22 protein-coding genes are annotated in these 23,194 nt (G+C 64.4%); 6 read left to right on the top strand and 16 right to left on the bottom strand.

Annotation, left to right across the window (positions count from 1 at the left end):
• Positions 1 to 9: 9 nt before the first annotated feature.
• From MFM001_RS04685 to MFM001_RS04670, 4 genes are all read right to left on the bottom strand, one after another.
• The gene (locus MFM001_RS04685) at positions 10 to 1,173 is read right to left on the bottom strand and encodes an NDMA-dependent alcohol dehydrogenase (RefSeq protein WP_116374066.1); all 1,164 of its coding nucleotides are present in this window, start codon (positions 1,171 to 1,173) and stop codon (positions 10 to 12) included.
• Positions 1,174 to 1,198: 25 nt separating this feature from the next.
• Complete coding sequence (locus MFM001_RS04680; RefSeq protein WP_116374064.1) at positions 1,199 to 2,650, bottom strand: aldehyde dehydrogenase family protein; 1,452 nt, start codon at positions 2,648 to 2,650, stop codon at positions 1,199 to 1,201.
• A 28-nt stretch (positions 2,651 to 2,678) separates the two neighbouring features.
• Positions 2,679 to 3,467 carry an SDR family oxidoreductase gene (locus MFM001_RS04675; RefSeq protein ID WP_116374062.1) on the bottom strand — a complete coding sequence of 263 codons (789 nt, stop codon included), beginning with the start codon at positions 3,465 to 3,467 and terminating at the stop codon, positions 2,679 to 2,681.
• A 120-nt stretch (positions 3,468 to 3,587) separates the two neighbouring features.
• Positions 3,588 to 4,220, bottom strand: coding sequence for a TetR/AcrR family transcriptional regulator (locus tag MFM001_RS04670; RefSeq protein WP_116374379.1), 633 nt, complete (start codon positions 4,218 to 4,220; stop codon positions 3,588 to 3,590).
• A 65-nt stretch (positions 4,221 to 4,285) separates the two neighbouring features.
• Between MFM001_RS04670 and MFM001_RS04665 the strand changes: the two genes are divergently transcribed.
• Positions 4,286 to 5,431: an ABC transporter substrate-binding protein gene (locus MFM001_RS04665; protein WP_116374060.1), complete on the top strand. Its 1,146-nt coding sequence runs from the start codon at positions 4,286 to 4,288 to the stop codon at positions 5,429 to 5,431.
• On the opposite strand, the gene MFM001_RS04660 is transcribed toward MFM001_RS04665, so the two are convergent.
• Entirely contained in the window at positions 5,402 to 6,481 is a 1,080-nt protein-coding gene (locus tag MFM001_RS04660) for a dihydrodipicolinate synthase (protein ID WP_116374058.1), read from the bottom strand. The genes MFM001_RS04665 and MFM001_RS04660 overlap by 30 nt on opposite strands.
• Before the next feature lie 153 nt (positions 6,482 to 6,634).
• Between MFM001_RS04660 and MFM001_RS04655 the strand changes: the two genes are divergently transcribed.
• Both MFM001_RS04655 and MFM001_RS04650 read left to right on the top strand, forming a co-directional pair.
• Complete coding sequence (locus MFM001_RS04655; RefSeq protein ID WP_116374056.1) at positions 6,635 to 7,882, top strand: cytochrome P450; 1,248 nt, start codon at positions 6,635 to 6,637, stop codon at positions 7,880 to 7,882.
• A gap of 13 nt (positions 7,883 to 7,895) precedes the next feature.
• Positions 7,896 to 8,948 (top strand): dihydrodipicolinate reductase, encoded by a 1,053-nt coding sequence (locus tag MFM001_RS04650; RefSeq protein WP_116374054.1) that lies wholly within the window; start codon positions 7,896 to 7,898, stop codon positions 8,946 to 8,948.
• 14 nt (positions 8,949 to 8,962) lie between these two features.
• On the opposite strand, the gene MFM001_RS04645 is transcribed toward MFM001_RS04650, so the two are convergent.
• Together MFM001_RS04645 and MFM001_RS04640 are read right to left on the bottom strand one after the other, a co-directional pair.
• Positions 8,963 to 9,766 carry an SDR family NAD(P)-dependent oxidoreductase gene (locus tag MFM001_RS04645; RefSeq protein WP_116374052.1) on the bottom strand — a complete coding sequence of 268 codons (804 nt, stop codon included), beginning with the start codon at positions 9,764 to 9,766 and terminating at the stop codon, positions 8,963 to 8,965.
• 13 nt (positions 9,767 to 9,779) lie between these two features.
• Entirely contained in the window at positions 9,780 to 10,538 is a 759-nt protein-coding gene (locus MFM001_RS04640; RefSeq protein WP_116374050.1) for an SDR family oxidoreductase, read from the bottom strand.
• Between the two features lie 265 nt (positions 10,539 to 10,803).
• Between MFM001_RS04640 and MFM001_RS04635 the strand changes: the two genes are divergently transcribed.
• Together MFM001_RS04635 and MFM001_RS04630 are read left to right on the top strand one after the other, a co-directional pair.
• Positions 10,804 to 12,000 carry a cytochrome P450 gene (locus MFM001_RS04635; RefSeq protein ID WP_116374047.1) on the top strand — a complete coding sequence of 399 codons (1,197 nt, stop codon included), beginning with the start codon at positions 10,804 to 10,806 and terminating at the stop codon, positions 11,998 to 12,000.
• A gap of 1 nt (position 12,001) precedes the next feature.
• Positions 12,002 to 13,099, top strand: a complete 1,098-nt coding sequence (locus MFM001_RS04630) for a dihydrodipicolinate reductase (protein WP_238158913.1) — start codon at positions 12,002 to 12,004, stop codon at positions 13,097 to 13,099.
• A 97-nt stretch (positions 13,100 to 13,196) separates the two neighbouring features.
• On the opposite strand, the gene MFM001_RS04625 is transcribed toward MFM001_RS04630, so the two are convergent.
• The 9 genes from MFM001_RS04625 to MFM001_RS04585 all read right to left on the bottom strand — a co-directional run bounded on the left by MFM001_RS04625 (position 13,197) and on the right by MFM001_RS04585 (position 22,278).
• Entirely contained in the window at positions 13,197 to 14,390 is a 1,194-nt protein-coding gene (locus MFM001_RS04625) for an amidohydrolase family protein (protein ID WP_371685202.1), read from the bottom strand.
• 64 nt (positions 14,391 to 14,454) lie between these two features.
• Positions 14,455 to 14,805, bottom strand: coding sequence for a hypothetical protein (locus MFM001_RS04620; RefSeq protein WP_116374045.1), 351 nt, complete (start codon positions 14,803 to 14,805; stop codon positions 14,455 to 14,457).
• Between the two features lie 93 nt (positions 14,806 to 14,898).
• Entirely contained in the window at positions 14,899 to 15,585 is a 687-nt protein-coding gene (locus tag MFM001_RS04615; protein WP_238158912.1) for a hypothetical protein, read from the bottom strand.
• Positions 15,586 to 15,897: 312 nt separating this feature from the next.
• Positions 15,898 to 17,358, bottom strand: coding sequence for a class I adenylate-forming enzyme family protein (locus tag MFM001_RS04610; protein ID WP_116374043.1), 1,461 nt, complete (start codon positions 17,356 to 17,358; stop codon positions 15,898 to 15,900).
• Positions 17,355 to 18,155, bottom strand: coding sequence for an enoyl-CoA hydratase/isomerase family protein (locus tag MFM001_RS04605; protein WP_116374041.1), 801 nt, complete (start codon positions 18,153 to 18,155; stop codon positions 17,355 to 17,357). Before MFM001_RS04605 ends, MFM001_RS04610 begins: the two co-directional genes overlap by 4 nt.
• The gene (locus MFM001_RS04600; RefSeq protein ID WP_116374039.1) at positions 18,152 to 18,964 is read right to left on the bottom strand and encodes an enoyl-CoA hydratase/isomerase family protein; all 813 of its coding nucleotides are present in this window, start codon (positions 18,962 to 18,964) and stop codon (positions 18,152 to 18,154) included. The genes MFM001_RS04605 and MFM001_RS04600 overlap by 4 nt, the downstream gene beginning before the upstream one ends.
• On the bottom strand, positions 18,961 to 20,208 hold the full coding sequence (locus MFM001_RS04595; RefSeq protein ID WP_116374037.1) for an acyl-CoA dehydrogenase family protein: 1,248 nt from the start codon (positions 20,206 to 20,208) through the stop codon (positions 18,961 to 18,963). The genes MFM001_RS04600 and MFM001_RS04595 overlap by 4 nt, the downstream gene beginning before the upstream one ends.
• Positions 20,205 to 21,011: an enoyl-CoA hydratase/isomerase family protein gene (locus tag MFM001_RS04590; RefSeq protein WP_116374035.1), complete on the bottom strand. Its 807-nt coding sequence runs from the start codon at positions 21,009 to 21,011 to the stop codon at positions 20,205 to 20,207. Before MFM001_RS04590 ends, MFM001_RS04595 begins: the two co-directional genes overlap by 4 nt.
• A gap of 7 nt (positions 21,012 to 21,018) precedes the next feature.
• Positions 21,019 to 22,278 carry a hypothetical protein gene (locus MFM001_RS04585; protein WP_116374032.1) on the bottom strand — a complete coding sequence of 420 codons (1,260 nt, stop codon included), beginning with the start codon at positions 22,276 to 22,278 and terminating at the stop codon, positions 21,019 to 21,021.
• A gap of 88 nt (positions 22,279 to 22,366) precedes the next feature.
• Between MFM001_RS04585 and MFM001_RS04580 the strand changes: the two genes are divergently transcribed.
• On the top strand, positions 22,367 to 23,191 hold the full coding sequence (locus tag MFM001_RS04580) for an enoyl-CoA hydratase-related protein (protein WP_116374030.1): 825 nt from the start codon (positions 22,367 to 22,369) through the stop codon (positions 23,189 to 23,191).
• The last annotated feature ends 3 nt before the right edge of the window (positions 23,192 to 23,194 follow it).

Below are 23,194 nucleotides of genomic sequence, written 5' to 3'. Positions count from 1 at the left end.
TTTACCGCCTCACTCGAAAGCGATCACGCCGCGGATGTTCTTGCCGGCACGCAAGTCTTTCATCGCCTCGTTGATGTCGTCGAGCTTGTACTTCTGGGTAACGAGCTCGTCGAGCTTGATCGAGCCCGCCTCGTACATCGACAGCAGCCTGGGCATGGCCTCGCGTGGGTTCATCTCGCCGTAAAGCACACCCTTCAAGGTTTTACAGGAATAGACCATGTCGGTCAGGACGAGCGGAATGGTCATATCGGTGACCTTTGCCATTCCGGTCAACACGCAGGTTCCGCCCTTCCGAAGCAACATCATCGCGACCATGACCAGATCGGGTGGGACCACGCCGGGCGTCAGAACCACCCTGTCCGCCATCACGCCCCAGGTGATCTCCTTGACCAATTCGACGGCGGTGCCCGCGTCGACCGCGGTATGGGTGGCGCCGAAAGTCGGGGCGATCTCCCGCTTGAAGTCGTTCGGGTCGACCGCGACAATGTGCTTGGCCCCCGCGGCTTTTGCACCCTGCACGGCGTTCATCCCGATGCCACCGACGCCGACAACCACCACGGTATCGCCGGCCTGTGTGCCCGCGGCCACCGACCCGGAGCCGAATCCCGTTGTCACGCCGCACGAAACAAGGGATGCGGCTTCCAAAGGGATCCAGTCGTGCACCTTGACCAGCGAGCGTTCGGAAGCAACCACGTATTCGGAGAACGTGCCGACCTGCATCATCGCCATCAGGTCCTCATCGCCGAGGTGGCGGCGTCTGGTTCCGTCAGTCGTCATCGCCTTGTCGTAGATGTCGGCCCCAACATCACACAGGTAGGTATATCCCGTCACGCACCATCGACAGCTGCCGCAGGCTGGAAAGAACGAGATAGCCACGTGGTCACCGGGTTTGAGTGACGTCACACCCTCGCCGACTTCTTCCACGATGCCCGAACCTTCGTGGCCGCCGAGCATGGGGAACCACTCGGGCACCTTCACCCCGGCGGCCCGCATCATGTCTTCCATCTCCGCCGGCGGCACGCTGTCACCGGTATAGAAATGCTCATCTGAGTGGCAGATGCCGGCGTAGGCCATTTTGACCAAGACCTCGCCTGCACGTGGCGGGTCAAGCTCGACTTCGGTGACCTCCCAATCGATCCCGACACCACGCAGCACTGCCGCCCTGGACTTCATCAGATCTCCTCGATTTGCTCGGGTGTTACGACGCCGGCCATGCGACGGTTTTGGTCTCGGTGAAAATCTCGAGCCCCTCGATGCCGCACTGCCGGCCGACCCCGGACTGCTTGTAACCACCGAACGGGGCGTCGGCGCCGTACCAAAGCCCGCCGTTGATTCCCAACGTGCCGGTCCTGATCCGGCTCGCCACGGCCTTGGCACGTTCGAGGTCGTTGGCGAACACGACACCGGACAGGCCGTAGATGGAGTCGTTGGCGATGCGCACCGCGTCGTCGTCGTCGTCGAAGCCGATCACCGACAACACCGGCCCGAAGATCTCTTCCTGGGCGATGGTCATGCGGTTGTCGACGTCGGCGAACACCGTTGGCTCGACAAAGTAGCCTTTGGACAGGTGTTTTGGAACGTTGCCGCCGGTGACCAGGCGCGCGCCTTCCGCCTTGCCCTTTTCGATGTAGCCCAGCACCCGGTCCTGTTGACGCTTGGAGACCTGCGGGCCCTGGAGCACGGACGGGTCGGTCGGGTCGCCGTACTTGTTCTTTTCCATCGCCACCTTGACGATCTCGACGGCCTCGGCGTATCGGGAGTTCGGCACCAACAGCCGGGTCGGCATCGCGCAGCCTTGCCCGGCGTGCATCGAGATGAAGGCACTTCCGCCGACGGCGGCGCTGATGTCGCCGTCGTCGTCGAGCACCAAATACACGGACTTGCCGCCGAGTTCGAGGAAGGTCGGCTTCACCGTGTCGGCGGCGGCCTTCATGATGCGCCGTCCCGTTGCCGTCGATCCGGTGAACGCCACCATGTCGACAAGCGGCGAGGTCGAAAGCACCTCGCCGACAAGGTGATCCGAGGAAGTGACGATGTTGATGACTCCCGGCGGAATGTCGGTTTGCTCGGCGATGATGCGGCCAATCCTGGTGGCGTTCCAGGGGGTGTCGGGAGCGGGTTTGAGCACCATCGTGTTGCCCATGGCCAGAATCGGGCCGATCTTGTTCAGAATGATCTCGAACGGGAAGTTCCACGGTGTGATGACGCCGACGACGCCGACGGGCTCCTTCCACACCTCGCGGGTCGCGGGGGTGCCCATCCCGAACGCATCCTTGTCGGGAAGTGAACGCTTCCACGCGAACTGGCTGATCATGTCGGCCGGCCACGTCAGTGCCTCTTTGAGCGGCACGTCGAGTTGCGGACCGAAGGTGCTCAAGATGGGGCAGCCGGCTTCGGCGATCAGCTCGCTGCGAAGCTCCTCCCGTTCTGCCTCCAAAGCCGCCTGAAGTTGCCGCAGACCCGCCGCCCTGGCCGCCCCGTCGCGCGACCAGTCCGTGTGGTCGAAGGCGTGGCGGGCGGCCGCGATGGCGCGCTCCATGTCGGCGCGGCTGCCGTCGGCCGTACTACCGAGGACTTCCTCCGTCGCCGGGTTGACGTTGTCGAAGTGCCGCCCGGTTTCGGATTCGACGAGCTTACCGTCGATGAGCATGCGTGATTCGTGTGTCACCGTGAGCCCTTCACCATTGCCGGAGTTCGGCGACCGCGCCGGACGGTCGGGGAGCCAAGGTCAGATAGGGAATGAAACTGCTGTTACCGCAGGCGAGTACGGAATGCACGACGTCGACGAGATGATCGGCCTCGACGAGGCCGCCCTGCATGTAGCCGTGATCCATCCAGTACCGGATAGCGCGTTCCAATGCGTCGGGATCCCAGGTCTTGTTGAACTCCGTCTGTGAGTCGCCTTCACCGCCGAAACAGTCGCCCACGGCCAGCCTGGTGAAGCCGATGTTCGGGTGCTCGATGCGCCATGCCTCGACGAGTTTGTCCAGCGCCGCCTTCGATACGGCGTACGCGCCGAGTAATGGCCATGGAGCGGAGTATGAGGCGCTCAACGACGACAGATACACCGCCGATCCGGCGGCTGCGGCCAAGTGAGGTGCGGCCGCCGCCGTGATGAGTGAGGCGCCGGTGACGTTGGTGGCGAACAGCTTCGCCCACTGCTCGGCGTCGACGTCGGTAAGGGGCGCGAGGATACCGACACCGGTGGTGTACACCAGGGCATCCAGACCGTGGAAGTGCTCGACGACCTCTGCGATGGCGCGCTGGCACGCGGCGCCGTCCGTGACATCACAGACGACGGCTATGGCGCCGTTGCCGGCTTCGCTGGCGGCGCGGGTCAGACGGTCGTGCCGTCGTGCGAGGAAGGCGACCCGGGCTCCTCGCGCAGCCAGCCCCATTCCGATGCAGCGGCCCAAGCCCGCAGACGCGCCGACCACGGCAACTCGCAGCGTCGGCGCGTGAGGCATGGGGTACTCCTTGGCTAGAAGGCGAGAACAACATTATCAGCTGAGTGCAAGCATGATATTCAGATATCGGAAATATATGTTTCCACCGGGCTGCGCTAGGTTGGCATCGGCGGTAAAAAGCTATCTTCGCAGTACTTTTCGGGGCTCGACGGCAAAGCTCAACAGCAGCCGGTCGAGAATCCTCGCCGCCCGCGTGCGGGCCCTCGCCGGATTCTTGGCATGCGCTACCAGAAGGGCGCCCTCTTCGACCGCCGCCACCAGCATGTGTGTCAGCTCCCCGACCGGGTGGTCGTCGATGATGCCCTCCGCGATGGCCGCCCGGACCATCTCATTGATGAGCGCAATGCTGTTGCTTTCCTGAATGGCGCGCAGTGTCCGCCAACCCAGCACGACCGGACCATCGAGCAGCATGACGCGCTGCACCTCGGGCTCGAGTGCCGATACCAGGAAACCGTGTAGCCCGGCCGAAAGCCGTTCCCACGAGTCAGCGCCTTTAGGCGGGGAGGCCAATGATCTGAGCGTCAGGTCGCGCTCGACCTCTTCGAAGACGGCGCGGAAAAGCTGGGCCTTGTCCTTGAAGTGGTGATAGAAGGCGCCCCGTGTACCGACACCGGAGGTAGCGACCAGGTCGCCGATGCTGGTGTTGAAGTAGCCCCTCTCCACGAACAGGATGCGGCCGGCGTCGATGAGGTCGCGCCGTGTCTGGTCACCACGAGCCCGCCGCTCGACGTCGGTGCCACCACGCTGGGCCATGCCGAGCATCGTAGCAACATCCACCATGTAGGTTGCAGCCTACCTTCATGAAGTATGTTGCTCGCATGGCAGACGAAGGTGTTCGCGCATACGGCTCGGTGGCCCCGGTGAAAGTCGGCTTGCTGAACGACTATCCGACCAGGACCGGAACGGATAACGACACGCTGGACACCCTGCGGTTGGTGTTCGACGAGGCAGTGGCCGCCGGCCTGGTCGACAGGCCGATCGAACTGGTAGAGCGCAATGTGATCGGCCTGCCCAACGGCACCTACCAGGCCGTCGAGCGGGCCTACGACGAACTGGTGGCCGAGGGCTGCCTCGCCATCTTCGGCCCCTACGTCTCCGACAATGCAGTACCGCTGGCTGCGCACGCCGACCGAGTTGCCAAGGTCCCCAGCATCATCCTGTCCGGATCCGAGGGCGCCCTCGGCGAATGGACCTTCGCGCTCAACAACGGATCGATGCCCGAGGAGCCGGTCATGCTCGCCGCGGTGATGATCGGTGACGGTCGGCGCCGAATCGCGATCGCTTACGAGGCATCGCTGATCGGCAAGGAGTACCTGGCCTACGCCGAGAAGGCTTATGCAGCCGCCGGTTTGGCCATCGTCACCACCGTGCCGATCCCTCAGGTGGAGGCCGACAAGGCTGAGACGGTGAATGCGCTGCGGTCCGCCGATCCCGACGCCGTGGTGCACGTCGGCTTCGGTCACGGGCTGTGGGGCTTCTCCGACGCCCTGCGCGCCGCCGGTTGGAATCCTCCTCGCTACACCACCACTGCGTTCGAAATGGCGCACATCAGTGCTGAGTGGATGCGCCACCTGTCCGGCTGGGTCGGCCTCGACAGCTACGACGAGCGCAATGCGGTTGGTCAGGCATTCCTGGACCGGTTCGAGGCCCGCTACGGCCGCAGGCCCGGACATTCCATGCCCGGTCTGTGCCACGACGTCGCCACCGTGATCACCCGCGCACTGTCGGCGGCGCGGCCGTTGACCGGGGAGGGAGTCAAGAACGGTATCGAACAGGTGAAGCTCATCCCGGCGGCCAGCGGCGCGCCCGGCACGTTCCTGCGGTTCGGCCGCTACATCAGGCAGGGCTGGCTGGGCTCGGACTACCTGATCGCACGCCGAATCCTGCCGGATGGCACCGGACACGTGTTCTACGCGGCGCCCAGCGAGAACATCTCACGTGCGGTTGGCGTCGGCTCCGGCTAGTTGAATGGCCCCGAAAACCGGCGCGGTCACGATTCCGGGCGGTCGGGCCAACACGTACGGGATGGCACGGATCGCTCCCATCGCGATCATCAGGTGGCCCGGCTGGGCATGCTGCCCGGTGGGCGCCTGCCCGTCCCAGCCGACGTCGAGCTGTAACTCGAAACTCGGGACACCCTTGATGACCGCGCGGATCAGAGGCGACTTCTCGCCGGGCGCCAGTGGCTTCAGTCCCCACTGTGGCAGATCGCGGGTGAGCACCCACTCCTCGTGGATGGCCAGCAAAGGCCGGCCCGGCCAGTGCCCGACCCACGAGAAACGCTGTCCGACAACAGTTCCCGCCGCAATGGTTCCTGCGGACACTTCGATGTCGTGGGGGAGTGTGGTGGCATCCACCGACACGTCGACGTGGGACAGCGCGATGCCGAGGACATCGGCCGTCGCGTTGAGCGCCTGGCGATACGCCAAGTCCAGCTTCTTGATGATCGGGGAATCGACGCTGACGTCCTCCGGCGGTCGGCCCATACCCATGAGGTCGACGAGCATGGGCCGGCTGTCGACGGACGACACGTCGGTCGCTTCGTAGAGGTCGATGCGGTCGATCGACTTGCTCAAGCCTGTCACCGTCGCGACGAGCCGTTCGAACATGAACCCGGGGTTCTCTCCGGCGGCGTGGAAGCGCGACTGCCCGGCGCGACACGCGTCGACGAACGCCGCCTCGGTATCCGCGCCGTAGGTGGGCAAGTGGTTGTACGACGTGGTGGTGATGACGTTGGTGCCCGCGGCGAGCAATCGGCAAATGTCGTCGGCATTGGTTTCCACGGCGTGGGCCTTACTGGCTGCGTGCACGACGACATCAGCCCCGAGAGAAAAGATCTCCTCCTTGTCAGTGGTGGCGAGCACCCCCGTCGTGGCGGGTAGCCCACACAGCGCCCCGGCGTCCTGGCCGGCCTTGGCGGGGTCGTACACCAAGACACCGGCCAGCTGGAAATCTGGATTCTCGATCAGTTCCTGTAGCGCGGCGCGCCCAACGGCGCCGGTCGCCCACTGCACGACTCGAATGGCCAATCGAACACTCCTGACGGTTCTTTCACATCTGCACCGGTTCGGGGTCTGTTCAACCTACATCATGTAGGTTTGCAACCGACGCGATGTAGGTTGAAGGACGTACGCGCGCCTCTGGCCGGCGCACTAGGGAGGTTTCAGATGGCCCAGACCACGGAGACCGCGGCTACCGACGACATCAAGCAACGGATCCGCGATGCGCAGAAGAAATTCAACGCCGGTATGGGGGCCGAGGGGGATGCGACGCCGTACCCACTGTTGAAAGAGCTGCGCGCAATGGGTGCGGTGCACGGCGGATGGCCGGAAATGGGTGTTCCCGAAGTTGGGCCGGACGGGAAGAAGACGTTCACGGCTTATTCCTTCGATGCGGTGAAGGCGGTGTTCACCGACAACATCACGTTCAGCACGCGAATATACGAAGACGTCGTGCGGCCTCTTCAAGGACCGACGATCCTCGAGATGCAGGAACCTGAGCATGCGGTGTACCGCAGGCTGCATGAGTTCGCATTCGCGCGGTCCTCGATGAAGCGCTGGGATGCCGAGCTGGTCGGTCCGCTGGTCGATCGCACGATAGCCCGGTTTCGCGATGCCAAGCGCGCGGACCTCGTCGACGAAGTGTTCATGCCGATACCCGTCCGGGTGATCGCCGCCCTGCTTGGCCTGCCGGAGGCCGACATCGACGAATTTCATCGGCTTGCGATCGACCTGTTGGGATTCCGCGGCGACATGGAAACAGCCCTGAAGGCCTCCGCCGAGATGAAGGAGTACTTCGTCGGAATACTCGCCGACCGGCGCAAGGCGCCGAAAGACGACATGGTGAGCATCCTGTCGCAGGCAGAGATCGACGGCATCAAGATGTCTGACGAACAGATCTATGGATTCATGCGCAACTTGTTGCCTGCGGGCGCCGAAACGACCTCGCGATCGACAGCGAGCCTGGCGTTGGCGCTGCTCACTCATCCCGACCAGCTCGATGCGGTGCGCGACGACCGCGGCCTGCTGCCGCAGGCGATCGAAGAGGGCATCAGGTGGGAGACGCCGCTGCTGAACTTCATGCGAGAGGTCACCGCTGATATCGAGTTCTTCGGGGTCAAGATTCCCAAGGGGTCGGTCATGATGGTGAACTTGGGCAGCGCCAACCACGACGAAACGCGATGGACCGATCCCGAGACATTCGACATTTTCCGGGAACGCAAGCCCCACATCGGGTTCGGCCACGGCGCCCATGTATGCCTCGGCATGCACTTGGCACGGCTGGAAAGCACCAAGATTCTCAACGCGCTCTTCGACGCGCTGCCCGGGCTGCGGCTGGACCCCGGCGCACCGGCGCCCTTCATCACCGGCACCATGTTCCGATCCCCGCCGCGTCTCGACGTGGTGTGGGACTGAGGACCGCGCTGCCATGACACGGGTGATCCAGTGGGCCACAGGTGTCACCGGGATGATGTCGCTGCGCCACGTGATCCGCCGGCCGGATCTGGATCTCGTCGGCGTACGGGTGTACGACCCGGCCAAGGTTGGTGTCGATGCCGGCACACTGTGCGGCGTAGGCAGGGCCGGGGTGCTCACCACCGATGACCGCGACGCGGTGATCCACACCGATGCTGATGTGGTGCTCTACATGGGCAAAGTGGAGATGGATACGCCGGGATGCTTCGCCGACGTCTGTGACCTGCTCTCGTCAGGTAAGAACGTGGTGGCCACCGGCAGCAGGTTCATCCACCCGCGCTCGCTGCATGAATCTCTTGCCGACGGGATCGAAAGTGCCTGCCGGAGAGGTGATTCGTCCTTCCTGGGGCTGGGGCTGTTCCCGGGCTTCGTGGGGGAATCGCTGACGCCCACCTTGTCGCGTCTGACTCAGACGACGAGCCGGATCACTATCCGCGAGGTGCTCGACTACTCGACGTATGCCAGTCACGACCTGATCTTCAACGCCATGGGTTTCGGGCATGCACCTGAGGACACCACTCCGCTGCTGAGCAACAAGGAATATGCGGCCAGCGCATGGATCGGCAGCGCGACGGTGCTCGCCCACGCCCTCGGGCTCGAAATTCGTTCGGTGGAGGGGTTTCGGGAAATCGCGACGACACCGCGCGCACTGAACGTCGCCGCAGGCCAGATTCCCGCAGGCACGGTCGGTGCCATGCGCTTCGGGGTCGAGGTCGACTGTGGCGCCGTCGCTTTGGCGGTAGAGCACCTTACCCGCATGGCTGACGATCTTGCTCCAGAGTGGCCGGTGGAGCTGGGTTACGAGGTGACGTTCGAAGGAGAGCCCAATATGCGGCTCCACCTGTTGATCGGCTCACCCGGTGAGGACCACGCCGAGCAGGGGTGTCTTGCCACGGCCATGCACGCCATCAACGCGATACCGGTGGTTGTCGCTGCTCCGCCCGGCATGTACGACCTGTCGACCATCGCTCCGTTCGTCGCGCACTGGACCAACCGCATCGTGTAGAGACATGCCGAGGTTCAGATGAAGTCGGAACCGCCATCGACGTTGACGGTGGCACCGGTGACGTAGCCGTTACGGCGTGACGCGAGATACGCAGTAGCCGAAGCGATCTCCTCGGGAAGGCCGGCGCGGCCGAGATCACAGGGATGGCCGTAGGTCCGCTCCACCCACGTCATCACATCGTGCGGATCCGCGGAGTCCAGCCCGTCCGCGGCGAGCACGTCCTTGAGAATCTGGGTGAAGCTCGCGGTTACGATCGTGCCCGGACACACGCAGTTGACCAGGATGCCTTCGGGCCCAAGGCTCTTCGAGAGGTTCTTGGTGAAACTCGACAACGCCGCTTTGGCCGCGGTGTAGGCGACCAGTCGCGGACTCTGACGTTGGATCGAGTGTGCGGACAAGGTTACGATGCGCGCCCATTCGGCGGCACGCAGCATCGGAAGGGCAGCGCGCACCGACCGGACCGCGGCCATGGTTCCAAGGCCGAAGGCGGCATACCAATCGCCATCGTCTAACTCCTCGAACGTGCCTGCGCCCGGACCGACCGTGTGCACCAACACATTCAGCCGGCCCCAAGCGTCGTTCACCGCCGCGAACCCCGTCGTGATCGACTCGGCATCGGCAATGTCGACGCTCAGCGCGAGCACTTCAGGTGCTCCGGCGCCGCGGATCCGGTCGGCCGCCGCATCCAGACCCTGCTGTCCACGCGCCATGATCGCCACCGAGGCGCCCTCGGCGCCGAGCGTTTCGGCGATCGCCAGTCCCATACCCTTACTGCCCCCGGTCACGACGGCGGTCGCACCCTCGAAGCCTAGATCCATTGAGCAATCCCTTCTATCGGCCTTTGGTCGTCCGAGGCGCCAGATGCACGATGTCGCTGACGACTGTGGGGTTCGCGCGCGACATGGCGATCAACGACAGCATTGCGTTCGCCACGTCGTTGACGGTGGACATCTCCGCCGGAATCTGGCCCTCCTGCGCCCACGCCCGGTACAGATCGGCCAGCAGGTCGCGGTCCGCACCCCGCAAAATCTCGGTGCCCTCCGTGGGGCCGACACTGACCCGGATGACGGCCAGTTCCGGATGTTCGGCCCGCCACGACCTCAGGATCTCGTCCAGCGCGGCCTTACTCGCGTGGTAGGCCGCGACACCGGCCCGTGGCCTGCCGACGTCATGGCTGGATGCCACGAGTACCACCGCGTTGTCGGCAAGGTGGGGGAGCGCCGTGCGCAGTGTATGGGACGCACCGACGGCATTGACCGCGTACGCGTGCAACCACGTCGTCACGTCGGTCTCTTCGATCAGCGCGAACGGCACCGCCGCGCTGGTGAATACGACGGCGTCGAGCTGGCCGAACCTGGTGGCCACCTCGTCGATGACCCGCTCGATTGCATGCGGATCGGAGACGTCGAGTTCGTGGGCGGAACCACCGAGCTGCTCGGCCAGTTCGGACAGAAGCTCCACGCGTCGCGCGGCGAGCGCAACCTTGGCGCCTCTGGCGTGGGCGGCCCGTGCCAGCGCGTGACCGATGCCCGACGATGCGCCGATGACGAGCATCCGTGCGCCCTCGATATTGGAGTGCCGATCGCTCATAATCTGCTTCCCCTTGCCTGATTTCGTTGTCGCTGAATGAGAATTGATGATCGCGCGAATCGTGCGCCGGCACTCGCCGCACTCTGATCCCGCGCCGGGCGCCTCCTTTCCTTCCAGGTAGGCCACGTGCAGCGATACCCCACAGCCGAGAATCTACATTTCCACATTGTCGGTTTTACCCACTGGGTGGCGTGCCGGCGGGGGGAGTGGGCAATCCGGTCCGGAAAGTCTTCTCACGACGGCAGGTAACGCCTATTCTCGTCACGTGACATACAGGGTGAAGGTTGAGCCTTACTACGACCCGTTCGACTTCGACATCGACGACGATCCCTACCCCGTGTGGAAGCAGCTGCGCGATGACGCGCCCCTATACCACAACGACAAGTACGGCTTCTACGCGTTGAGCAGGTACTCAGATGTCGCCCGCGAGTTGGTGAACTGGAAGGACTATCGGTCGGGCAAAGGCACCACCATCGAGATCATCCTCAACGGGGTCGACGTACCGCCAGGCATCATCCTCTTCGAGGACCCTCCGATCCACGATCTGCATCGGCGGCTGTTGTCAGGAGTGTTCACGCCGCGTCGCATGGCCGCCATCGAACCCCTGGCCAGGGAGTTCTGTCGACGCGCCCTCGAGCCGTTCGCGGACGCCGATACCTTCGACTTCATCGCCGACCTGGGTGCGTGGATGCCGATGCGCACCATCGGCTACCTGCTCGGCATACCGGAGGACAGGCAGGTCGCGATCCGCCAGAACACCGACCGGATGCTGGAGCTCAAAGATGGTGGGCCCGTGGAGGTAGCCAACGACATGCTGACCAGCACCGGCTCGATGCTCGAGGAGTTCATCGACTGGCGTTACGACCATCCCTCCGACGATCTGATGACCGACCTGGTCAACGCCGAGGTGGAGGAACCCGACGGGACTCGTCGCCGGCTCACGCGCGGCGAGGTGCTGACCTACACGGGCACCGTCGTCGGAGCGGGCAACGAAACCACCACGCGGCTGATCGGCTTCGCCGGACAACTCCTGTCTGACCACCCGGAGCAGCGCCGCGAACTCGCGGCGGATTTCAGCCTCATCCCCGGCGCGGTCGAGGAGGTGTTGCGCTACGAGGCGCCCTCACCTGTGCAGGCCCGCTATGTGGCACGTGATGTCGAACATTACGGCCAGAGGGTTGCCGAAGGTTCGGTGATGCTGCTGCTCAACGGATCTGCCAACCGTGACGAGCGGCAGTACCCCGACGCCGACCGGTTCGACATCCATCGGCAGGCCACCCACCTGTCCTTCGGGCACGGCATTCACTTCTGCCTCGGCGCCGCGCTTGCACGGATGCAAGCGCGCGTTGCGCTCGAGGAAGTGCTCACCCGGTGGCCCGACTGGGAAGTCGACTACAAGGCGGCCAAGCGTGCGCACACTACCAGCGTCAGAGGCTGGGCGACCCTCCCGGTGAGCGTGTGAGATGACGAATAAGCGCAGCGGCCGCTACCGCGTTGTCCACGTCGGAACCGGGCTGACCGGCCGTGAGGCGTTGCGGGCGGTCATCGAGGACCCGGCACTCGATCTCGTCGGCGTGAAGGTCTCGACGCCGGAGAAGGTCGGCGTGGATGCCGGCCGGTTGTGTGGTGGGAGCGATGTCGGCGTGTCTGCGACCGATGACGTCTCGGCGGTTCTGGCGTTGAAACCCGACTGTGTGGCCTACTGTGCGACGGCCGTTCGACGCGAGGAGGAGGCGATCGCAGACATCGCCGGATACCTCGAGGCGGGCATTAATGTCGTGACGATCTCCACGATCCCGCTGGTATATCCGGCCGCTGCTCCCGGTGAATGGCGAGAGACCTTGGAAAGAGCGGCAGCAACGGGCAATTCGACGTTCTATGCCACCGGTAGCGAGCCGGGATTCATCAGTCTGAATATTCCCACCGCCCTGCTTGCGGGGGCCGGTCGCGTCGACTCCTATCGAATGGACGAGTATGCGCTCGACTTGGACAAGTCCTACCCGATATGGGACGTCCTGCACGAGTCCATGGGATTCGGAAAGCCCGACGGTCACGTGCCGGCCCGCATTGCGTCGGGAAAGGTGGACAAGGACTGGGGCACCGTGGTGCGTTACCTCGCCGACATCCTCGGATTCGAGCTCGACAGAATAGAACTGGATTGGGAGACGCCGCTTGCGCCCACCGACCTGGAGACGGCGATCGGGGTGATACCGCGGGGAACCATCTGCGCGCATCGATGGCAACTGGCCGGAATCGTCGGCGGGCAACCGGCCGTCGCGGTGCAGTACTTCGCGACGGTGAGCGCCACGCCGTGGCCGGAGCGCTGGCCCAAGCCGGCCCGCGCGGGCGTAGGCGGAATGGTGTTCCGCGTCAACGGCTCTCCGAGCATGCGCCTCGAGTTGCATTTGGAACAGTCGGCCACCGACCGGGTGAACCCCGGCGTGGCTGCCACAGCGATGGCGGCGGTCAACGCGATACCCGCTGTCGTCGAGGCGCCGCCCGGTGTGATCGCCAACCCATTGGCGGGACCGTCGGTTGTCACCCGGCGATCTGGCGGTTAACCGGGCGTCACGCGGACGTTCACCGAAATGGCGGCAGCCGTAACGTATCTCGGTTCCCATCGGCGTTGCTACCGAGTCGGCCGAAAGGATCGGCGAGCTAGAGTCCGATCAATTCCTTGAGGTTGCCGCCCATCACTTGCGCGGTGGTTTCCGCCGGAAGGCTGCCGAGCTCGTTGACAAATTCGGCGGGCTGGGCGAGCCCCTCGGGATGCGGGTAGTCGGAGCCGAACATCACGCGGTTCGCGCCGAGCACGTCGATCAGGTGCGACATGTCTTCCTCGTGGAACGGGTTGACCCACACATGCCTGCGGAACACGTCGCACGGGTGCTCGCTGAAGTCCTTGGGCTTCTTTCGGTACACCCGGTCGAAAACGTCCATGAGCCGTTGTGCCCATGAGCCGCCGTTCTCGATAACTCCGATGCGCAGACCGGGGAACCGTTCGAACACGCCGTGCGCGATGAATGCCGCCAGCGTGTCGAAGATGTGGCGACTTTCCTCGTAGATGAAGCCACGGAATTTCGTCAGCTGGAAACCCTGGAACTCGTCGCCGCCCTCCCAGTCGTTCAGGTAGCGGTCGTACCCTGCGTCGGAGTTGTGCATCTGGACGGCAATGCCCGCGGATTCAACCAGCCGCCAGAAGTCGTCGAACTCTGGCAGCGCAGGGGACCGCGAGGTGCCGTCTGCGCGGGGCACCGGCGCAGGTCGGATCAACACCGTCTTGGCACCGTTGTCAAGACACCACTCGAGTTCCTTGACACCTTCGGCGGGATCGTTGAGGGAGATGGCCGGGACGGCGAAGATCCGGTCCTGATAGTTGAATGTCCAGTCGTCGAGCAGCCAGCGGTTGAACGCGTGCGTCACTGCATGCGTGAGTTCGGTGTCCGACTTGGTGCGTTCCTCCAGCATGCCGGCTGTGGTCGGGAACATTACCGCGCCGTCGACACCTTGCCGATCCATGAGCGCCAGTCGTAGGTCCGGCCGGCGGAACTCGTCGGGGCAGCGGATGGGCTCGGCGAGTTCGCGCAGCGTCTTGCCCTCAGGGTTGATACCGCGGTAGTAGTCGGCCCAGGCGCCCGGTGTCGGAATGACCTCGTAGGTGGGGTTGGGGATGCACTCGGTGACGACGCCCAGGATCTGAAGCTTTTTGCGCCCGTTCACGTCAACGAACTTGAGCGCCTCGGAGTACTTGTCCGGCAAGTACCGTGTGTACGCGTCGATGGTCTCGTACATGTGGTTGTCGGCATCCCAGACCTCGAACACCTTTTGATCGCCCATCAGTTCCTCCCACATGCATTGAGAATAGCCGTTCTCACCATAGCAAACGGCGGTGTTCGCCACTACGTCCAGGCGCACGTCACCGAGCAGGCATCGCCTGGTGCGCTAAGCGGTCGTCGCGGATTTTGACCAATTCCCGGAAGCCGATGCGCGCATAGCGAGGCTTGGGCTGGATCCCCCAATCGTCGCGCGCGGTATGTTGTCCAGCCGCTTCTGCGGCGCCACCGAAGGGTGGTCCGCCAATCGGGTATGGCTGTTGGCATTCGAGGCTGTCATCAGAGAAGCGGACCTTCATGAGCTCGCTGCAGATCTGCGTCAGCGAGAGCGTCGGCCAGCCGTACCAGATCGCCATCACCGGCACGGTCAGCGATCCTTCGATGACCAACCCGAACAGGCAGACATACAACCCACGTTTGAGCCACTTATGCATTCTCGCCCAAGTGGACGTGGTACCGAGCGGCAACGCTTCGACCGAACCCTCGGGCTCCGCTGCGGATCCAGACACGGCGGTCCTTTCGACGAATTAGTCGGAGAAGATTTCCCGATTGACCGTATGCAGGTACGGGATCGCGAGGAACGGCGTGATGTAGAAGATGTTGAATGCCCACCATCCGAGCACAGGCAAACCGACTGCGGCATAACGAACATCGGCATACATCGTCATGTTGAAGATGTAGCCTGTCCACACGACGACACCGAACCAGCACGTCACGATCGTCCATTGATGCCCCCAGCGCTTCATTTGCAGCAGGCCGATGGCAGCTGCGATGCGCATGGGGAACACGATGAGCGCACACACCATGACCCAGGCCTTTTCGCCGGGCGCGCTGGCGCCTCCGATCCACAACTCGTTGTAATGCCAGAAGTAGCCCGCGTCGATCAGATTGCCCCACGCGGTGAACACTGTGCGGGTGATCAACGCGTGATTGGCGAAAAGGTCTAGGGCCCAACCGATGCTGTTGAGCGCTGCGTCCAGGATGATGACGTATCCGATAAGCGTGACCATCATCGGCCGGACCGACAGCCCGTCGCGTTGCGCCCGTCTGAGCAGATAGATGCCGCGGCAGAACAAGGGTAGGCCCACGACGCCGAGGACGAGTGTGCCCATGACCGCGGTACCGGCGATACACCATCGATCGGCGCGCCGTTGCACGTCTTGCGTCTGCGCGTCGTGTTCGTCCAGGGACAAAGATGTGCCGGAAGGGCTCATGTCTACCAGTTCCTGGTGAGATACATCTGGAGTTGGATCGCGAACATCGCGATCAACACGCCATAGATGAAAATTTGAAACGCGATCAAGCCGTGTTTGCGGCGCCGGTCCTGCTCGTTCATGGGTCTCCCTGTCCAGCTCGATCAGAACGTGCCGATGCTGGCCAACATCCAGTAGAAGAACGCGACCAGCCCGCACATCACAGCCCAAGTCACGGCCAGCCGAACGAGTTCTTGCCACACGATCGCGACCTCCGCCGTTGAAAGGCCAACTTCCAGCGAAGAATAGCATAGTTCTCTAAATTGAGAAGGATTATTTCCGTGCCGTCACGCTGCCCACGAGTTGGCGCTTGACTACCTTGCCGACCTCGTTGCGCGGTAGTTGTTCGACGAACACCACTCGCACGGGAACCCGGTAGGGTGTCAGATGCTCACGACACCACGCGATCAGCGCGTCCTCGGTCAGGTTTACGTCGTTGCGCACGATGAACGCCCACGGCACTTCCCCGAGCCGCTCGTCAGGCATTCCCACGACCGCTGCTTCCCGCACGCCGTCGGCGGCGAGCAGGACGTCCTCGACGGCGCCCGGAAAGACCTTCAGTCCGCCGCGGTTGATCATGTCCGACACCCGACCGTCGAGCCACAAGAATCCGTCGTCGTCGAACCACCCCAAGTCGCCGGTGTGGAACCAGCCGTCGTCGGTCAGCCTGTCGAGAAACGCGGGGTCGATCTTGCGGGCGGCCGTGGTCGGCGTGCGGACCATCACTTCGTCGTCGACGATCGAGACGTCGATGCCGGGCAGCGGGCGCCCGACAGAGCCGAGCTTTGTTTCGCCCCACTCGCGGGCGTCGGCGGCAGACCATCCAACGACTTCGCCGCCGAGTTCGGTTTGGCCGTAGGAGTTGAGCACGATCACGCCGAACTTGTCCCGGAACTGAGCCGCCTGTACCGGCGACAGGGGAGCGGTGATGGATCGCACGATCTTCAGCGGCGACAGATCCGTGACCGAGTCGTCGTGCAGAACCATGGTCAGCGCCGCCGGCGGCAGCACCGTGGAACGCAACTGGTGCCGGGAGACCAGCGCCGCGAAGTCCGCTGGCGAGAACCGATCCATGAGTACGACGCCCGAGCCGGCACGGAAGGCGAACAGCACCTGGTAGATACCCGCCCATAACGACAGTGATAACGGCACCAGGTTGGGCATCGGTGGGCGGTTCGGTCTGGCGCCGCCAGCTCTCTTGGTGCCGCGCAGTTTGGCGAGCAGTCGATCGATCAAGTCCAGCACCGTGGCATGGCGCAGCGGCACCGGTTTCGGTGGACCGGTAGTGCCCGACGTGAATTGCAGGAGCGCAACATCGGGGTCGTACTCCCGGGGGTCGCTGGGCGGCTGCCCGCCGGTGGTCGCCGTCCACGAAAGACCCGTGCATGTCAGCACGGGCAACCCGAACTCTGCGAACCGCGAAGACAATTCGCTAGTGGTGACAACGGCGACGGGTCGAAGCGTCGCCATCTGAGAGACCAATTCGGGATCTGCTGCTCGGGGGTTCAACGGCGTGTAGACGCCACCGGCGCGCCAAGTGCCGAACAACGCCGCGATCGCCGAGGCGTCGTTGGGCAGCATGGCCGCGACTACCTGGCCGGTTTTCAGCCCAGCCGCCGTCAGAGCCGCGCCGAGACACTCGGCGCTCGCAGTGAGCTCAGTGCGTGACACATCAGCGGCCAGGGTGTGCACCGCGACGTCGGGAACATCGGCGAGCAGCGCGGCGAGGTTCACGAATTATTCTCCAGCGGTTGCCAATTCGGTGTCCGCTTGTCGGCGAACGCCTGTGGTCCTTCGTTCTGGTCAGGATGGCCCCACATGGAGGTCAAATGCTTGGCGCCTTTGCGGCACGCGTCCGTCAAGCCGTATTCGAGCGCGCCCCACAGCGCTCGCTTGGTTGCGCGCATCGCCGCCGGTGAATTCCTGGCGATCTTTTCGGCGAGTTCTTGCGCGACGTCGCGCAGCTTCTCGGGCGGGTCTACGACCTGGCTGATCATGCCGAGTTCGTATGCGCGCCGGGCACTGAGGCGTTCGTGGCTGCCGACGAGCGCCATCCGCAGCACCGCCTCGGCCGGCATCTTGCGCATCAGCGCGATGGTCTCCAGCGCGCTGACCTGACCTATCGACACGTGGGGGTCGACGAAGCTGGCGTCCGACGACGCGATCACGACGTCGGCGTCGGCGACCCAGTGCAAGCCACCGCCTGCGCAGATACCGTTGACCGCCGTGATGATCGGCTTGCCGACGTTGCAATGCCAACCCGTCAGCTTCAGATCCAGGGTTCGCATGGTCTCCTGGAACTGCAGCACGGCATCACCGGCCAATTCCTCGACGTCGGCTCCGACCTGGAATGCGCGGCCTTTGCCGGTGTGCACGATGACCCGCACCGCTGGATCGGCGTCCAATTCGGCCCACGCCCTGGGGAACTCCTCGCGCATCACGACGTCGTAGGCGTTGAGTCGGTCCGGACGGTTGTTGATGATCCAGCCCACCGGACCGCGCCGCTCGACGATCAGTCGTTGATAGGTCACGGGATCTCCACAGGTTCGAGTGTTTGCCAGCGTGCTTGGCGTTTGTCGCGCCACGCGCGAACGCCCTCGGCATGGTCGGGATGATTGCGCAAGCGCCAGATTTCGTCACTGGCCTCGCTTTTGGCTTGGGTCAATCCGACTTCCAGCGAACGCCAGAGCGCTTTTTTGGTGGCCCGCATCGCGGTCAGGGAGTTGGTGGCAATGGCGGCCGCCAGCCGTTGCGCAGCGTGGCGCAAGTGCTCGAGTGGCACCACCTCGGAGACTATTCCCAACTCGTAGGCGCGCTGTGCCGATATCCGCTCACCCTTGCCGCACAACGCCATTCGCGTGATAGCCTCCATCGGCGACTTGCGTGACAGCGTGATGGCTTCATAGGCGACGGCTTGGCCCACCGACACATGCGGGTCGACGAACGAGGCCTGCTCGGCCGCGATGACTATGTCGGCATCGGCGACCAGGTGAAGCCCGCCACCCGCGCAGACCCCGTTGACCGCCGCGATCACCGGTTTCCACACCCCACAGTGCCACGACGAGATCTTCAACTGGGCATCGCGGGTTCGGCGGGAATGTCTGCGCATGGCCTCCTTGTCCCGCGCCACCTGCACCACGTCCATCCCCGTACAGAAGGCCTTGCCGTTGCCGGTGTTGACGATCACACGCACGTCACTGTCACTGTCCAAGTCGGCCCACGCGGCCTCGAGTTCGTCGAGCATCAGCGCATCGAACGCGTTACCGGCGTCCGGTCGGTCGAGGATCAGCCAGCCGACGCCGCCCGACTTTTCGACGACGAGTCGCTGGTAGCTGCTCACGAGCGCGGAATCTCCTTCCAGGGCTTGCCCTTCCAGGGGTCTGGCTCCTTAGGCAGCCCGAGCACGCGTTCACCGAGGATGTTCTTGTTGATGTCGGTGGTGCCGCCCTCGATGCTGTTGGCCAGACTGCGCAGCATGCCGTGCACTTCGCGCGGTAGTGCGTCGGGATCGTCGGTGACCGGCCAGGCGATTGCGGCGGTGCCCAGCAGATCAACCATGAGATCTTGGATCTGCTGATTCAGAGTGGCCTGGTGGACTTTGCCGATGGAGGAGGCCGCGCCGGGCGACTGGTGTGCCGAAAGTGCCGCGCGCACCCGGGCGTTCGTCCAGCCGCGAATCTGCTCCTGTGCCCACAGGCGCATGATTTTGCTTCGGACGACCGGGTCGCCCCAACGGCCCCTCTCGCGGGCGAGGGAGATCAGCCGTTCGGCGCTGGAGCCGCCGAGCCGGCCCATGCCGCCGGATCCGGAGCCGGACACCATCTGTCGTTCACTGGACAGGGTCGAAGCGCTGACCCGCCAGCCGTCGTTGATCTCGCCCACCCGGTGGGCGTCGGGCACGCGGGCACCGTCGAGAAAAACTTCGTTGAACTCCGCTTCGCCGGTGATCTGTCGCAGGGGCCGCACGTCGACGCCGGGTTGATGCATGTCGAGCAGGAAGTAGGTGATGCCCTTGTGTTTCGGCGCCTCAGGGTCCGTGCGGGCGAGCAGGATCGCGAAGTCGGCTTCGTCGGCCCAGGTGGTCCACACCTTTTGGCCGGTGATCACCCAGTGGTTTCCGTCGCGGACGGCCCGTGTGGCGAGCGAGGCCAGATCCGAGCCCGCGCCCGGCTCGCTGAACAGCTGGCACCACTTCTCTTCGTTGCGCACGATGGGAGGCAAGAACCGCATCCGCTGTTCTTCGGAGCCATGACTGAACAGTGCGGCAGCAGTATTGTTGAGTCCCAATGGATTTAGCCGTGTGAGCCTCAATGAAGCGAGCAAGGCTTCGATGGCGCGTGCGACGTCGTGGGAGATCCCCAGGCCACCGTGTTCGGGCCGCCACGTCGGCGCTACCAACCCCGAGCGGGCGAATGTCGGATACCACTGGCGGTAGTCGGCCGGGCTTCGTACGGCCTTCAGTGCAGCCGGTCCCTGGGCCGCGGCCGAGCGCCAGGCGGCAGGCACCTCGGCCTCCACCCACCGCTCGACGATCGCCACGGCGTCGGAGGTCGTGGTGTTGGCGGTGATCGGTAGCTGCGTCATCGTCCCGAAAATCGTGGATCGCGCTTGTCCTTGAAGGCAGCCAGTCCCTCTCGGAAATCCTCACTGCGACTGGACAATTCGAGCGCCATCGCCTCGTTCTGGAGATGGCGGTCGAGATCGAGGCCGTTGGCGCTGTGCAGAAGCCACTTCGTGAGCCCGAGGGCGACGGTTGGCGCATCGCCGAGCTCAGTGATGAGCGCGTCGGCGGCGGCATCTAGATCGTCTGGTGCATGGACGCCGTGAATAATGCCCCACTCGGCCGCGGTGGTCGCGGAGATCTCCTGGCCGAGCATCAGGAGCTGTCGGGTGCGGACCATGCCGACGAGCCGGGGCAGCAACCAGGCTGCCCCGCTATCGGGGGAAAAGCCGCGGGCCATAAATGGTTCCCAGAAGCGGGCATCCTCGGCAGCCAGGCAGAAGTCGGAGGCCAACGCGAGATGGAAACCCAGCCCCGCCGCCCAGCCTCGGACCACCGTGACGATGGGCACCTGCGTCTGCAGCATCAACGGAATCAGCCTGTTGGCCTTGTTCGGCAGCCGACGCTGTGTGCTACCGACGCGTGGCTTGCGCTCGGAGCGCGCGTTGTTGGCAATCAGATCGGCGCCGGCGCAGAAGTCGGGTCCATCAGCGTCAATGCGGATGACCCGCACCGACTCGTCGGTGCCCGCGAGGGCCAGGTGACCGATCATCGCGTCGAGCATCTCGTCGTTCACGGCGTTACGCCGGTCGGCGCGGCTGAGCGTGAGCCGCAGCTGCGGACCGTCCTGCTTGGCCGAAAGGCCGGGAACACTCTCGTATCTCATGGCCGCCTCAGCGTTGGGCGAATTGGGCGGACACAGCGGTCAGCAGTTCCGTCAGGTTTGTTGCGCCACCGGGCGGATCCGGCAGCCGGACGGGCCCGAGATCCCGACTGGGCAAAAGAATGGTGGCATGACCGGGGGCGCTGACCTGACCACGATGATTGGTCGCCGCGAGTTCGACGTCGACGGCGGGACGCTCACCGTCGGCGAGATACTTGCGCACGACGGTGCCGGTGATGGTGTGGAGATCGCCGACGTAGTTGAACAGTCGGAACTCGCAACTCAGTTTCCACAGCCACGCGTCGTCACCCATCCAATCGGTGCACAGGTGGATCAACCAGGTTTCGCGCATTCGGCCGTAGTCGAATGTGGTGGGGTTGCCCGCATTGCGGGCGGCGCTGGGCTCCCAGTGCACCCGCTGCTGCACATCGGGGACGCCGTGTTCGTTCGGCGTGTAGAACCGGGGAATGCGCTGCCGATTCCGCCACGCCAGCCGCAGCGGGCGCACCCCGTACATGCCGGTGCCCATGCCGACGTGCCAGCAGACCATGTCGGTCACGGTCAGGGGACCCTTGACCAACGAGCCCATCTCGTCGCCCTCATGGACGTCCTCCCACCACCGCGGCTCGGCGCCGCGAGGAGCCTCCCGCGCGTAGCGCTCGTCGATCGCGGCGATCTCCTCGGCGGTCCAGGTTTTCAGCTCGACGTCCTCGTATTTCTTGCGATCTCGCGCCTTGCCGCGCTCGGTGCGGATCATGTTGCGGTACTGGCCGCCGAGGATGGTGCCCTCGTCGTCGCGAAACACCTGCGCCGACCACTCGTGGACGGCGCGTTCGGCGAATTCGCTGCTCTTGTCGAGCGCGGCGACGAGGGCATTGCGCCGAAACACCCGGTGGTTGGCCCTTAACGGAGCCCACCATTCACGCACTGACGACGCGTAAAACGCGTGCACACCGCGAAGCGGGTCGCCCTTGGTCAGGGCACGTTCCTCATCGGAGAGTTCGGTGACCTCGTCCTCGCCGATCAGCGTGTCACCACCCACCAGCGCCGGCGGGGCGATGGACTCGCCCCATACCGACTTGGTGGCGTACTCCGGATCGGCCCACAGCGGATTACCGTCGCCGTAGGCTTCGGCGACGTGGCGGAAGGTGTCCTCGTTGGGGCAGCGATAGTGCGGAGGCTGGGTGTGTGGAACGGCGATACCGATCGTGGCACGCAACCGGGCCAACCCCTCGTCGGTGATCTGGCCCGCCGCAGAGGATTGGGTCATACAACTCCTCCTTGTCGTGCCCACGTCCTGGCCCGCGCCGCGGTGGAAATTAGGATACTCGAAAATGGGAAACGACGTTAACGCAGGGGTGAGCGAGATGTCCGAAGAGCAGCCGGGGATCATAACCGAGGTCGGCGCGGACGGCATCTGTCGAATACTCATCGATCGAGCAGAGGTCGGAAACTCCTTGTCGCCGTTGGCCCGTGACGCGCTTGCGGACGCTTTCCAACGTGCGGATGACAACCCCGACGTTCGGGCCGTGTTGCTTGGTGCCGCTGGCGGCAAGCACTTCTGCACGGGTGCGGGCTTGGCGGCAAAGCCCGACCAGAGCGGACCGCCGCCACCTCGCCGCCCGGGTGACATCGCACGCATGCTCCAACAGGGCTGGCAGCGACTGGTGTGTGCCATCCTCGACTGCGGCAAGCCGGTGGTGGCCGCGGTCAAAGGCACGGCTGCCGGCGCTGGGACAAGCCTGGTGCTTGCCTGCGATCTGGTTGTTATGTCCACGGAGGCAACGCTTGTCGAGCCGTTCGTGCACCGCGGGATACTTCCGGACTCGGGTGCCATTCACCTGCTGACCAGAATCGTGGGGCTGCGCAAGGCCACCGAGTTGCTGATGCTCGGAGAGCCTGTTGACGCCGCCGCGTGTGAACGGCTTGGCCTGGTCAATCGTGTCGCCGCACCGGAAGATACGGATGCCGTCGCTGACGACCTGGCTCGCCGACTGGCGTCAGGGCCGACGGTCATGCTGGCACTGACCAAGCGCTTGTTGGCGGTGTCGTCGGAGTCGGGCCGTGACAGGGCGTTCGAGCAGGAGGCCTGGGCTCAGGAGGTGGTGTCGCGCACCGCCGACCTGCAGGAGGGGCTGAAGTCGTTCGCCGAGCGTCGCGCGCCGCGCTTCCAGGGCTTCTGACGT

Origin of the sequence: Mycobacterium sp. MFM001 (genome assembly GCF_003402475.1) — a bacterium.
Taxonomy (GTDB): domain Bacteria; phylum Actinomycetota; class Actinomycetes; order Mycobacteriales; family Mycobacteriaceae; genus Mycobacterium.
Note: the sequence above shows the minus strand (reverse complement) of the source record. Positions and strands in the feature narration are given on the sequence as shown.

Coding starts and splice junctions, on each gene's coding strand:
- MFM001_RS04670 (WP_116374379.1), bottom strand. CDS start 4,220: ATGGCCCAGCGTGGTGGCACCGACGTCGAGCGGCGGGCTCGTGGTGAC.
- MFM001_RS04650 (WP_116374054.1), top strand. CDS start 7,896: ATGACACGGGTGATCCAGTGGGCCACAGGTGTCACCGGGATGATGTCG.
- MFM001_RS04640 (WP_116374050.1), bottom strand. CDS start 10,538: ATGAGCGATCGGCACTCCAATATCGAGGGCGCACGGATGCTCGTCATC.
- MFM001_RS04680 (WP_116374064.1), bottom strand. CDS start 2,650: ATGCTCATCGACGGTAAGCTCGTCGAATCCGAAACCGGGCGGCACTTC.
- MFM001_RS04620 (WP_116374045.1), bottom strand. CDS start 14,805: ATGCATAAGTGGCTCAAACGTGGGTTGTATGTCTGCCTGTTCGGGTTG.
- MFM001_RS04590 (WP_116374035.1), bottom strand. CDS start 21,011: ATGAGATACGAGAGTGTTCCCGGCCTTTCGGCCAAGCAGGACGGTCCG.
- MFM001_RS04630 (WP_238158913.1), top strand. CDS start 12,002: ATGACGAATAAGCGCAGCGGCCGCTACCGCGTTGTCCACGTCGGAACC.
- MFM001_RS04665 (WP_116374060.1), top strand. CDS start 4,286: ATGGCAGACGAAGGTGTTCGCGCATACGGCTCGGTGGCCCCGGTGAAA.
- MFM001_RS04675 (WP_116374062.1), bottom strand. CDS start 3,467: ATGCCTCACGCGCCGACGCTGCGAGTTGCCGTGGTCGGCGCGTCTGCG.
- MFM001_RS04655 (WP_116374056.1), top strand. CDS start 6,635: ATGGCCCAGACCACGGAGACCGCGGCTACCGACGACATCAAGCAACGG.
- MFM001_RS04685 (WP_116374066.1), bottom strand. CDS start 1,173: ATGAAGTCCAGGGCGGCAGTGCTGCGTGGTGTCGGGATCGATTGGGAG.
- MFM001_RS04625 (WP_371685202.1), bottom strand. CDS start 14,390: ATGTGGGAGGAACTGATGGGCGATCAAAAGGTGTTCGAGGTCTGGGAT.
- MFM001_RS04615 (WP_238158912.1), bottom strand. CDS start 15,585: ATGAGCCCTTCCGGCACATCTTTGTCCCTGGACGAACACGACGCGCAG.
- MFM001_RS04585 (WP_116374032.1), bottom strand. CDS start 22,278: ATGACCCAATCCTCTGCGGCGGGCCAGATCACCGACGAGGGGTTGGCC.
- MFM001_RS04595 (WP_116374037.1), bottom strand. CDS start 20,208: ATGACGCAGCTACCGATCACCGCCAACACCACGACCTCCGACGCCGTG.
- MFM001_RS04645 (WP_116374052.1), bottom strand. CDS start 9,766: ATGGATCTAGGCTTCGAGGGTGCGACCGCCGTCGTGACCGGGGGCAGT.